Origin of the sequence: Rhodanobacter sp. 7MK24 (assembly GCF_014842995.1) — a bacterium.
In the GTDB taxonomy this organism is placed as follows: domain Bacteria; phylum Pseudomonadota; class Gammaproteobacteria; order Xanthomonadales; family Rhodanobacteraceae; genus Rhodanobacter_A.
The window spans coordinates 102,557-114,606 of record NZ_JACYXL010000001.1 but is presented as its reverse complement, the minus strand read 5'-3'; the positions used below and the strand labels follow the sequence as shown (position 1 = coordinate 114,606).

At 67.3% G+C, this 12,050-nt stretch carries 11 protein-coding genes; 8 read left to right on the top strand and 3 right to left on the bottom strand.

Features of this window, described 5'->3' with window-relative positions:
• Positions 1–480, top strand: coding sequence for a DUF3106 domain-containing protein (locus IHE49_RS00480; protein ID WP_192153897.1), 480 nt, complete (start codon positions 1–3; stop codon positions 478–480).
• A gap of 31 nt (positions 481–511) precedes the next feature.
• Here the strand turns inward: IHE49_RS00480 and IHE49_RS00475 are convergent, their stop codons facing one another.
• Positions 512–1,612, bottom strand: coding sequence for an NAD(P) transhydrogenase subunit alpha (locus tag IHE49_RS00475; RefSeq protein WP_192153895.1), 1,101 nt, complete (start codon positions 1,610–1,612; stop codon positions 512–514).
• Positions 1,613–1,734: 122 nt separating this feature from the next.
• On the opposite strand from IHE49_RS00475, the gene cdd reads away from it, so the two are divergent.
• Complete coding sequence (cdd, locus tag IHE49_RS00470; protein ID WP_343227539.1) at positions 1,735–2,145, top strand: cytidine deaminase; 411 nt, start codon at positions 1,735–1,737, stop codon at positions 2,143–2,145.
• A 50-nt stretch (positions 2,146–2,195) separates the two neighbouring features.
• Here cdd and IHE49_RS00465 read toward each other — a convergent pair whose 3' ends face one another.
• Positions 2,196–2,687, bottom strand: a complete 492-nt coding sequence (locus IHE49_RS00465) for a hypothetical protein (protein WP_225578089.1) — start codon at positions 2,685–2,687, stop codon at positions 2,196–2,198.
• A gap of 203 nt (positions 2,688–2,890) precedes the next feature.
• Between IHE49_RS00465 and IHE49_RS00460 the strand changes: the two genes are divergently transcribed.
• From IHE49_RS00460 to IHE49_RS00435, 6 genes are all read left to right on the top strand, one after another.
• On the top strand, positions 2,891–3,460 hold the full coding sequence (locus IHE49_RS00460) for a nitroreductase (protein WP_192153892.1): 570 nt from the start codon (positions 2,891–2,893) through the stop codon (positions 3,458–3,460).
• Positions 3,448–4,356 (top strand): 5'-3' exonuclease H3TH domain-containing protein, encoded by a 909-nt coding sequence (locus IHE49_RS00455; protein ID WP_192153890.1) that lies wholly within the window; start codon positions 3,448–3,450, stop codon positions 4,354–4,356. The genes IHE49_RS00460 and IHE49_RS00455 overlap by 13 nt, the downstream gene beginning before the upstream one ends.
• Positions 4,357–4,617: 261 nt before the next feature.
• Entirely contained in the window at positions 4,618–5,028 is a 411-nt protein-coding gene (locus tag IHE49_RS00450; RefSeq protein ID WP_225578139.1) for a 2Fe-2S iron-sulfur cluster-binding protein, read from the top strand.
• Positions 5,025–7,301 (top strand): molybdopterin cofactor-binding domain-containing protein, encoded by a 2,277-nt coding sequence (locus IHE49_RS00445; RefSeq protein ID WP_192153885.1) that lies wholly within the window; start codon positions 5,025–5,027, stop codon positions 7,299–7,301. Before IHE49_RS00450 ends, IHE49_RS00445 begins: the two co-directional genes overlap by 4 nt.
• A 416-nt stretch (positions 7,302–7,717) precedes the next feature.
• Positions 7,718–8,593, top strand: a complete 876-nt coding sequence (locus tag IHE49_RS00440; RefSeq protein WP_192153884.1) for a transporter substrate-binding domain-containing protein — start codon at positions 7,718–7,720, stop codon at positions 8,591–8,593.
• Positions 8,590–9,930, top strand: a complete 1,341-nt coding sequence (locus IHE49_RS00435) for a GGDEF domain-containing protein (protein WP_192153882.1) — start codon at positions 8,590–8,592, stop codon at positions 9,928–9,930. Before IHE49_RS00440 ends, IHE49_RS00435 begins: the two co-directional genes overlap by 4 nt.
• A 135-nt stretch (positions 9,931–10,065) precedes the next feature.
• Here the strand turns inward: IHE49_RS00435 and IHE49_RS00430 are convergent, their stop codons facing one another.
• Positions 10,066–12,042 carry a hypothetical protein gene (locus IHE49_RS00430; protein WP_225578088.1) on the bottom strand — a complete coding sequence of 659 codons (1,977 nt, stop codon included), beginning with the start codon at positions 12,040–12,042 and terminating at the stop codon, positions 10,066–10,068.
• Positions 12,043–12,050: the final 8 nt, after the last annotated feature.

Below are 12,050 nucleotides of genomic sequence, written 5' to 3'. Positions count from 1 at the left end.
ATGGCCTGGTTCGCACGCCCGCTGCATTCTTTTGTCCTCGCCGCCCTGCTCGGCGGACTTGCCGTCGCACCCGCGCTGCATGCGCAGAGCGCGCGTGCGCCGACCTCCTGGGACAGCCTCACACCCGCCCAGCGCGACGTCCTGTCGCCGCTGCGGCAGGACTGGGACGGCTTGCCGCCGCAGCGCCAACAGCACCTGCTCGAGAAAAGCAGGGACTGGGTAAACCTGCCACCCGCACAACGTGCGCAGATCAGCCAACGCATTGCCCGCTGGCAACAGATGACACCGGTGGAGCGCAAGCAGGCACGCGACAACCAGCGCCTGTTCCGCCAATTGCCGGCGGAGCAGCGCGAGCAATTGCACGCCGCCTACCAGCGCTTCCAGAAGATGCCGCCGGAGCAGCGCGCCAAGCTGATGCAGCAATGGCATGCCATGCCGCCCGCGCAGCGGCTGCACTGGCTGCACGGACCGAAACGCTGACCAAGCCCCGGGATACTCCCGCGGGAGCCGCCTATCCCTTGAACATCGCCTCGCCGCCGCGCGCCAGGCAGCTCTTCGCCACCAGCTCGTCGTCGAAGTCGGGGGCAAGTGCGCCGTCCTTCAGCAGCAGCTCGGCGAAGTTCACCACGTTGCGTGCGTACATCTCCGAAGCGTGCAGTGGCGCACCGGCCGGCAGGTTGAGCGGACCCAGGATCGTGACGCCACCGTGCTCCAGGCGCTCACCCGGCCGGGTCAATTCGCAGTTGCCGCCGCTTTCGGCGGCGAGATCCACGACCAATGCACCCGGCTTCATGCCCTCGATCATCGCGGCAGTGAGGATCTTCGGCGCGGCCCGGCCCGGCACGGCAGCAGTGGATACCACCACGTCGAATGCCTTGAGATGCTCGGCCAGCGCCTGCTGCTGCGCCGCGCGCTCCTCCGCCGACAGTTCGCGCGCATAGCCGCCGCTGCCGGCGGCACTGACGCCGAGGTCGAGGAACTTCGCGCCCAGCGATTCCACCTGTTCGCGCGTCTCCGGGCGCACGTCGTAACCCTCGGTCTGCGCACCGAGGCGGCGCGCCGTGGCGATGGCCTGCAAGCCGGCCACGCCGGCACCGATCACCAGCACCTTCGACGGACGGATCGTGCCCGCTGCGGTGGTGAGCATGGGGAAGAACTTGGGTGCCGCCTCGGCGGCGATCAGCATGGCGCGATAGCCGGCCACTGCCGCCTGCGAACTCAACACGTCCATCGCCTGCGCGCGCGTCGTGCGCGGCAGCAGCTCCAGCGCGAACGCGGTGAGCTTGTGCGCGGCCAGCGCCGCGATGCGCGAGGGTGCGCCGTAAGGCCGCAATTGCCCCACGACCAGCGCACCTTCGCGCAACTGCGCGAACACCGCATCCTCGGGCGGCAGCACGCAGGCCAGCAGGTCGGCCTGCGCCAGTACTTCGCCGGCCGATGCGAAATCCGCATCTGCGTAAACCGTGTCGGGAAAACCTGCCGCCGCGCCCGCGCCGCGTTCCAGCAACACGCGCAACCCCTTGCCGCGGAGCTTCTTGGCCATCTCGGGCGTGATCGCCACGCGGCGTTCGCCGGCGGCGGTCTCGCGCAGGGCGGCTACGGTGATCGGCATCGTGCGTCCCTCGTGGAAGATCGCTGCATCTTGCCATGTTTGCGCGCACTTGGACGCGCCGCCACGGCGCGCTAATCTGATCCACCGCCCGGGGGAGCACGGAGAGCACGATGCCCGTTTCCATCCCGCACGACGAACTGCTGGCGCTGGCGCGCGCAGCCCGCGAACAAGCCCACGCCCCGTACTCCGGCTTTGCCGTGGGCGCCGCCTTGCTGGCGCACGACGGCCGCCGCTTCAGCGGCTGCAACGTCGAGAATTCTTCCTACGGCCTGTGCAATTGCGCCGAGCGCACCGCGCTGTTCGCCGCCGTTGCCGCCGGCTGCAAGCCGGGCGATTTCGCCGCCATCGCGGTGATCGCCGACTGCGACGGACCGGTCACTCCCTGCGGCGCCTGCCGCCAGGTGATGAGCGAATTGTGCGACGCCGAGATGCCGGTGCTGCTCGCCAACCTTCGCGGCGACAACGCGCAGACCAGCGTGGGGGCACTCCTGCCGGGCGCCTTCCGGTTGCGCACCGCGGCGCCATCGCCCTGACCCGGCAGGAAAAGGGCGACGCCGATGGCGCCGCCCCTTTCCGCCAGCGCTTACTGGTACTTCGTGCCGTTCACCACCACGTAGCCGGCATACGGCCAGGAGCTGCTGGTGCCGTGGTGCGTCCAGTCGATGCCCTGGCTGTCCATGTTGTCGTAGTAGTAGCGGCCTTTCACGTAGGTGGTATCGCCCACCGCTACCCATGGCCATTTCGGCGCGTCCATCTGGTCGAGATCCGACACGATCTCGATCACCACGCCCGAAGCCACCTGCACGTAGAAATAGCCGTGGTGGCCGCTGCTGGTCTTCTTCTCCGGCAGCACCGCGGTCACGATGCCGCAGACGTCCTCGGGCTGGTCGGCCGTGATCTGGCCGTTCTCGAACGCCTGCTGGTCCTGCAGGAACTGCGCGTCGTTGCACGGATACGTGGCCGTCGATTTCGCAGGCGCGAAAATGCCGGCGACATAGCTGTCCTGGGCTTGCGCCGCCGCGCCCAGCATCAGCGCCGCGCCGAGCAAAACGAACGACATGGAACGTGTTCTCATCAGATTTCCTCCCGATGCATCCCCTGCCCGCCCATCCTGTATCGCGCTGATGACGGCTCCGTGAAGCGGCGTGAATGTTTCGTCGAACCTGTGAACCAGTCGGCATGCGTGCGGCAGGAACGACAGAGGAGTCGACAAGTGCCTGATTCGCGTGCGGCACACGTGGCCGCTAGCATGGGGGCTCCCGCACCACGACCTGCGTCATGACCGCCGCCCTTTCCCTGCTGCAACAGCGCCACTCCATCCCGTCGCGCCAGCTCGGCGCGCCCGCGCCCGACGAGGCCACCCTGCGCGAGCTGCTCGCCGCCGCGATCCGGGTGCCCGACCACGGCAAGCTGGCGCCGTTCCGGCTGATCCGCCTCCAGGGCGATGCCAAGCTGCGCTTCGGCGAACGGCTGGCAGAACTGGCGATACGCAAGCAACCGGAACTCTCCGACGCCAAGCGCGAGAAGGAGCAACTGCGCTATACCTTCGCGCCGCTGGTGATCGCCGTGGTCGCATGCATCGATGCCAGCAGCACCGTTCCCGAGATCGAACAGCGCCTGAGCGCCGGCTGCGTGGCCTACAACATCCTGCTCGGCGCGCATGCGCTGGGCTTCGGCGCGCAGTGGCTCACCGGATGGGCCGCCTACGACCCCGACGTGGCCGCGTTGCTGCAACTGTCCATGAACGAACACGTCATCGGTTTCGTGCATCTCGGCACGCCGCAGCTCGACGTGCCCGATCGTGAGCGTCCCGCCTTGGATGATCTGCTCTACACATGGGCGCCATGAACGCGGACCGCCGCGGCGCCGCCCACCTGGTGGACGGCAGCCTCTACGTGTTCCGCGCCTGGCACTCGATGCCTGACGAATTCCACGACGCCGAGGGTCATCCCGCCAACGCCGTGCACGGCTATACCCGCTTCCTCTGCGAACTGCTGGAACGGGTGCGGCCGGAACGATTGGCCGTGGCATTCGACGCTTCGCTCACCAGTTCCTTCCGCAACGCTATCTACCCGCCCTACAAGGCCAACCGCGAGTTGCCGCCGCCCGACCTGGAACGCCAGTTCGTGCTGTGCCGCGAAGTCACTGCCGCGCTCGGCGTCGCGGTGCTGATCGATCACAGCTACGAGGCGGACGATCTGATCGGCAGCGTGCTGTGGGGCTTGCGCGCCCACGGCGTGCCCAGCGTGATCGTCTCCGCCGACAAGGACTTCGGCCAGTTGCTGGGCGAACACGACGAGCAGTGGGATTACGCGAAGAACCTGCGCTGGGGCCCCGCTGGCGTGCACGAAAAACTCGGCGTGCATCCGCACCAGGTCGCCGACTACCTCGCCCTCTGCGGCGACGCGGTGGACAACATCCCCGGCGTGCCCGGTATCGGCGCCAAGACCGCCGCCGCCCTGCTCCACCACTTCGGCAACCTCGAAGCCCTGCTCGATCGGGTGGAAGAGGTTCCCTTCCTGCGCATCCGCGGCGCCGCCAGTTGCGCCGCGAAACTGCGCGAGCATGGGCAACAAGCGTTGCTTTATCGCCGTCTCACGCGCATTGCGCTGGACGCACCGGTGCCGGAGGGCATCGACGCCCTGCACCGTGCGGGTGGCGATGCCGTCGCACTTGACGCACTGTGCGAGAAGCTGCGGTTCGGCCCATTGACGCGGGCAAGGATGAAGGCACTGCTGGGGTAAGCCTCCTGTGCGCAGCGGGACATGCCGCCTGCCCAGCCTGTATTTCCGCGCAACGATCAAGCGGCCCGCATTCCTAAGCCAGCCGCCGCAATGCCACAATGCACGGGATACGTTTGAAGGAGATCCCGCATGGCGCAAGCCCAAGCCCAAGCCCACGGTACGCCGGCCGTTCCGGACAACGGCATCGCGCCCGCGGCGGCGCATGGCGGCATTGCGGTCGAAATAAACGGCGAACACTTCGCGCATACCGGCGACCCGCAGATGCCACTGCTGTGGTACTTGCGCGACGTGCTGTGGCTCACCGGCACCAAGTACGGCGGCGCGCACGGCGGCAGCGGCGCCGACCTGGTGCTGGTGAACGGCAAGCTGGTTTCCGCGATCACCCAGCCGATGGCGAAGCTTGCCGGCAAGAGCATCACCACGGTGGAGGGCCTCGCTGCGGACGACGGCACCCTGCATCCGCTGCAGCAGGCTTTCATCGACGAGGACGCGATCGGTTGCGGCTACTGCACGCCGGGCTGGCTGATGGCCGGCTTCGACCTGCTCAAGCGGAAGCCGCAACCCAGCGACGCCGACATCAACCAGTTGCCCAACAGCTGCCGTTGCGGTTGTCAGACCCGGGTACGCGCCGCGATCAAGCGCGCCGCGGCCGGCAAGGTGGGCCAGGCATGAGCGCGAACCCGTCGAACGGCATCGGGCTGTCGCGCCGGCGCTTCCTGCAGATACTCGCCGGTACCGCGGGTGCGCTGGTGATCGGCGTGCGCTTCGCCGAGGCCGGCGAACCATCGCTGCCGCAGGAATGGCTGGGCAACGATTTCCATGATCTGGGCGCGTATGTGCGCATCGATTCCGATGGCAACGTGTTGATCGGCGCGCGCGATCCCGACACCGGCACCGGCGTCGCCACCGCGTTGCCGATGATCGTGGCCGACGAGCTCGATGCGGACTGGAACCGCGTCAGCGTGGTGCCCCTCGGCCTCGGTGTCGAAACGGGCGACAACGGCCGGCCACGCTGGACCTACGGCCATCAGCGCGGTGGCACCGGCGACTCCGTCCCCGCTGCATGGGCCGATTTGCGCCATGCTGGCGCGCTCGCACGCTGGCTGCTGACCCAGGCTGCCGCGCGCCGCCTCGGCATCGCGGCCGACCGCCTGCATTGCGAAGCCGGCACGGTGATCGCGCCCGACGGCCGCCGCGTCACCTACGGCAGCCTGGTGGACGACGCCAGCAAGATCGACCTGCCGCAGCAGCCGCCCGCGCCGAAGTCGCCGGATCGCTACACCTTGATCGGCAAGCCGGTAGGCGACGCCAATGCGCACGCCATCGTCACCGGCCAGGCCAAGTACGCCATCGACCACAACGAGGCCGAGGCGCTGGTCGCCGTGCTGCTGCACTGCCCCTGGCCCGATGGCACGCTGGCAAGCGTCGATCCCGCCCCCGCGCTCGCGGTGAAGGGCGTGGCCAAGGTGCTGCAGCTGAAGCCGGATCCCAGCCAGTCACGCGGCTTTACCGTGATCGCTCCCGCGGTTGCGGTGCTGGCCGAAAACACCTGGGCCGCGCTGGAAGGTCGCGACAAGCTCAAGGTGGTATGGAAGCCCGGCGCCGGTGCCGCGGAAAGCAGCGCCGCACTGGAACAGCAGGCCGCCGCCCTGCTCGACGACAAATCCACCGCCGCGCCCACCACCCGCGTGCGCGACGAAGGCGACGTGGAGAAGGCTGCCAAGCACGCCGCCAGCCGGCTCGACGCCACCTACTACCAACCCTGGCTCGCACACGCCTGTGCCGAACCGATGAACTGCCTCGCGCGCATCGACAAGGACAAGGCCAGCCTCGTGGTACCCACGCAGGCGCCGCAGCAGGCCTGGGCAGTGGTGCAACGACTCACCGGCCTCGCTCCCGACCAGATCGAGATCCGCGTGCCGCGCGTCGGCGGCGGCTACGGTCGCCGCCTCGACCACGACTACGTGGCCGAAGCGGTGCTGCTGGCCAAGGCCGTGAACAAGCCGGTGCGCCTGCTGTGGACGCGCAGCGAAGACTTCACCAACGACTACTACCGCCCCGCCAGCGTGCACAGGATCAGCGCCACGCTCGACCGCAAGCGCAACGTGGTTGCCTGGAACCAGCGCATCGCCAGCGCGTCCGCACTCGCCGGCCGGGGCGTGCCCGCCGACCGCCTGTGGAATTCGGAAGTCTCCGCCGACCAGTTGCCCGCGGGCCTCGTGCCCAATTTCCGCAGCGACTGGTATGCGCAGGAGTCCAGCTTGCCACGCGGTCCGCACCGCGCCATGCCGCACCTCGCCAATGCCTTCGCGGCGGAGAGCTTCATCGACGAAATCGCGCACCAGTTGCGCGAGGATCCGCTGCAAACCCGCCTGCGCCTGCTCGGCGAGCCGCGCAACATCGCGCTGAAGAACGGCGGCATGCTGGACACCGGCCGCCTGCGCAACGTGCTGCAGCTCGTCGCCGACCGCATCGGCTGGAAGAGCTGGCTGCGCAGCGTCAACGGCCTGGGCATCGCCTGCTGGTACATGGACGGCGCCTACGTGGCGCACGCCATCGAGACCTCGTTGCAGAACGACAAGCTCGGCATCGAGCGCGTCGTCTGCGCCGTGGATGTGGGCCGCGTGATCAACCCGCTCGGCCTCGAAGGCCAGGTCGCCGGCGCCACGCTGGATGCGCTCTCCACCGCGCTCAATCTGGCCATCACGGTGAAGGACGGTCAGGTGCAGCAGCACGATTGGAAAAGCTATCCGCTCGCCAGCATGGCCTTGCTGCCGAACAGCGTGGAAACGATTGTCGTCCCCGACGACGGACGTCCGCCCACCGGCGCCAGCTTCCTTGCCATGCCCACCGTCGCGCCGGCCCTCGCCAACTCGGTGTTCCGCGTCAGCGCGGTGCGTGTGCGGCGGCTGCCGCTGCTGAAGGAGTTTCAGCGGTTGCTGTGACCGTTCGCCGCCGGCTTCCTCGTCCTTCGTGCCTGCCGTCAGCCGGCGGGCGGCTTGTGGCCGCCCTATTCCTCGCCCCGAACGCTTGTCTGTGGCCAGGGCGCCCTTCTTAGCCATCCCGGGGGAAGCAAGCCCGGTTAATGTTCTTGGCCTGTAAGCCGATACCAGACGCAGCGACGTCCCAATGATGCGGAAACGATCCCTGCCCGCGCGAGGTGCATGCCGACCACCCCTCGCCGTAGTCAAATTTGCGTGCTATCGACCGTATCCATGACCCTGCGTTATCGTTGATCCCGCAGGTATCCGGTGCATTCCCGATGACCCGCTGGAAGACGAAGAGTGGCAGTCCTCGGCCACCCTTTTCATGACAAAGATCGGCGCCGGGGAACGATGTGACTTGGCAAGGCGAGGCTGGCATGGTGGGAAAACGTCTTTTCCGCTTGGCCATGATGGCTGCACTCGAATTCTCGTCGGCAGGCGTGCATGCCGCGCCCTCCCTGCAGGTGGTCTTTCCCCGGCCGGAAACGCCCTACGACGCCAGAACGGGCTACCCGGTCGCGGTTCTGCGCCTGGCTTTGGAACATCTGAATGTCGCGTTCTCGATGAAGCAGAGCGCGATCGTGCTGTCGCAGGCACGCACCCTCAGGCTGCTCGAGGACAACCAGGTGGTGACGGTAGGATGGTCCGTCGCGACGGTGGAGCGGGACAAACGGCTCCTTACCGTCAGGGTCCCGATCGATCGCGGCCTGATCGGTTGGCGCATCCTGCTGATCAGGCGCGACGAGGAGAAGCAGTTCAGGGACTTGCTGACGGTCTCGCAACTGGCCCATGTGCCGATGGCTCAGGATCAGGACTGGCCGGATCTGGCGATCTTGCGTGACAACGGTTTCGACATGACTGCAGCGTTCGACTACGCGTCCCTATTCTCGATGTTGAAGCTGGGCCACGTCGACGCCGTGCCCCGATCGGTGGCCGAGATAGGCCAGGAACTCCAGAGCCCCGATGGAGCCGATCTCGTAGCGGAGACACATCTGCTGCTGCACTATCCGTCGGCGCTCGTCTTTTTCGTTTCGAAAAGCAATCCATCACTCGCCGCCGAACTGCAGAAGGGCCTCGAACGGGCCATTGCCGACGGCAGCCTCCGGCGGCTGTTCGAGCTCACGTACCGCCAGAGCCTGAATGCCCTGCACTTGCACGATCGCCATGTCATCGAGCTGACCAACCCATTGCTTCCGGCCAGCATGGTGCCCGCTTGCCGCGACTTCGGGTTTCAACCCGAAACCACGCAATGAATACGCAAGGCTCCAACGGCCGGCACAAGCGCGTACTGGCGAAGAGGCTGGCCGTAGCGAATGTCTCCATCAACCTGCTGGTCACCGTCATCATCACCGCCTGGATGCTTCTTGGCAGCTATCGCAGCGAGGTAAATGCGACGCGGCAAAGACTTGACGAAATCGGCCGGACCATCGTCCCCGCGCTCGTCGGCAGCCTCTGGCAGGTGAACGCGCATGAAATAGATGACCGCCTGGACGAGATCGGCAACATACCGGGCGTCGACTATGTGCGCCTGCAGAGCCATGAGGAACTGCATCAGCGTGGCCGGCCCGATGCACACCCGCGGGTAACCCGCACTTATCCCCTGATCTACAGCGACCACCAGCACTTCGACCTCGGCACCCTGACCGTCGAGTTCGGCTGGAGCCCGGTGAGGCAGAAGCTGCAACATCAGGCCATCGAGATAGGCATCGCCACACTTTCCCTCACATTCTTCGGAACGCTGGCCCTCCTGCTCCTCGTCCAGGCCCGGATGACGCAATCGCTGGAGATCATGTCCAGCTATCTGCGCATGCTGCGTGTGGAGTATCTGGACATTCCGCTCATCCTGCCGAAATCGAAATGGAACCGGTCACCCGACGAGATTGATCAAATGGCGGGGTCGATCAATCGCATGCGCGAATACCTGGCCGAAAACGTTGCGGCACGCATTCGCCACGAAGCGGAACTTCAATCGCACCACGAGAAACTGGAAGCGCTCGTCAGGGAGAGAACCGCGGCTCTCGAGGAAAAGACGCGCGAACTGGAGCTTCAATCGCATACCTTCGAGAAGATGGCGAATACGGATGCGCTCACCGGCACCTGTTCAAGGCGCTTCTTCATCGAGGTGTCCGAACACGTGATCGCACGCTGCGCGAGAAGCAAGACCCCGCTTGCAATGCTGCTGCTGGACGTCGACCACTTCAAGAGCATCAACGACGTCCATGGCCACGCCGTAGGCGACCAGGTGCTCGTCGGCCTGGCCAGCACGTGTCAGGCTGGCTTGCGCGAGATTGACCTGCTCGGCCGGCTCGGCGGAGAAGAATTCGGCCTGTTGCTGCCCGAGGTGAAGATGAGCGACGCGCTGGTCATTGCCGAACGGCTGCGCAGCACCCTGGCGTCGCTGGCCATCCGCATTCCGCGCGAGGACGAGGTCCGGTTCACCGTCTCCATCGGGCTCTGCATGCTGTCCGATGGTTCGGACACCTACGAGACCCTGATGGCCCACGCGGACAGTGCCCTGTACGGCGCCAAGGAAGGCGGTCGCAACCGCGTGTGCGTCTTCGACACCACCACACTCATGGCTGCACGATGAAGATGGCCCGCTTGCCCTGACCTTGATCGCGGGGCGATTCGCGCGGAATCCACGGTGTGCAGCGGCTGGCATCCAAGGCCATTCGGGCAATCCCTCATCCGCTGGCCCTGTGCACGACATCCCTGGTGCGCCTTCTTACTGCTGGCCGGCATGAACCGGCAAAGACGGCCCGAACTGGTCGCTGGCTGGTACCCACGAACTCGACGAAGCCGCTGGCGCATGGCCTTTCACCACCGGCTCGGTCGGCGGGCACCCTGGCGGCAACGGGCCGCCGGCGACACGGGCAGCGGCGCATTGCGCACCGTTGTCCAGCACCACGTGTGGCGGAGCGGCGGCGGTTGTCGATGGCGCGGGCGGCATGCTGGGTACGCTGCCACCGGGGAGGTCCGGCAAGTTGAGTCGGTCGTAGGATTTCTGCGCCACTGCCGGAGGCGGTGGATCGGCATTGCTGCAACCAAGCAGCGACACCGGCACCAGCGGCGTCACCGAGCACTTGATGCGGATGCCGCGCGGCAGGTGAAAGGTGTGTTGCACCGTGGTCTTTTCCGCCGCGTGGCGCAAGGCCGTGTCCACCGAACTCTCGCCTGGCGGCGTCCAGTACGGGTCGAAGCGCGTGGCCTGATATTTCACACCGTTGATGCCGTGGCTCATCACTGCAGTGTCACCGGTAGGCTTGAGCTGGACGTAGTCGGGCACGTTGCTGGGTGATGGCGCGTTTGCTGAGCCTGTCCCCGGCTGCGTGCCTGGCGACATGCCCGCGCCCTTGTCCGCGTCGCCCGCGGTGGCATGGCCAAGGCCGTGCGATGTCGTCGGGCCGTTGCCGTGCATCGCAACCGTCTCCCTGGCATTGGCCGCACCTTGCGGCTCGCCGGGGCGCGCGTCGTCGCTGCCTTGCGGATTGGCATCCGACGCGGTGCTGACATCCGATGCCGTGCTCTCGTTGGCCTTGCCAGCAGCTTCGTGCGCGGCATCGTTCGCGGCACTCGACGGCGCGGCAGTCGAGGCCTCGCTGGCCTTCGATGTGTCCTCGCCCGGCGGCAGGGTCAGCGGCACAGGGCGACTGATCGTGGTGAGCGGCTGGTCGTGCGCAATCGCTATCGCGGCCTTGGGCAACGACGCGATGCTGGGCACGGCAGGCGCGGATTGCGGGAATTGCGGGATCGCGGCAAGCGGTTGTTCCTGCGCCTCGACAGGCGCGGGTGCCTGCAGTTTGGGCAGGTGTTGTGGCAGCTCGGGTGCAGGCGCGCTCAAGGAAGTCTGCAGGTTGACCTGCGGCGCTGCTTGCGCCGCCAGGGGCACGGCCTGCAGTTCGGGTTCGGGCGGAGCCGCCGGCAGGTCCACGTGCGCGGGCTGCACGATGGTTGGCACTTGCATGTCCGGCGCCACGCGATCCAGTGCCATGGTCGGCTGCGCAATCGACGGCTGCGATTGCGACGGCACCACCGGCAACGCCAGCGAAGCCGGCGGCGGCATCGGCTGGTTGCCTTCGAGCTGCGGTGCGCGCACCGGCGTAGGCTGGAACTTGGGCGGTACCGGCGGCTGCAGGGTGGGGTTGGCCAGGCTCACCGGCGGCGGCTGGTTCGCCACCGGTACCGGCTGCAACTTGGGTGCGGGCGCCGGCTGCGGCACGCTGGGCGGTGGCACGGGAGCGGCGGCCACCTTCGCCGGCGCCACGGCCACCGCCTTCGCGGCAACAGCGGCCGTGGCCGTTGTCCGATGTGCGGCGACGCTCGCAGTGCGCGGCGTCCCGGGGACGGCCATCGCATGCCCCTGGTGCAGCGGTCCGGTCTGGCGCGGCGGCTCCCCTTTCGGCGGCGGTGGCGGGGCAAGATCGGGCAGTTCGATGAAGCGCGCCTGCATTTTCGCCGGCGCTTCCCTTCCCGGCGGCGGCTCCCATGCCGGGCCGAGAATGAAGCCGAACAGGAAAAGAATATGGATCAGCAGGCTGGCGGCGAGCGCCACGGTGCGTCGCCACAGCAGGTTGGGCCGCGGCCGCCGCGACGCACGCAGGTTCAGCATGCGCGACGAGGCGGCGAGCGGCGAGTTCAGCAGCACTTGCGCCGGCCGCTGGAAGGGCTGGCGTGGTGCATGGGGATCCTTGGGCAGCGGCATCTCAGGAG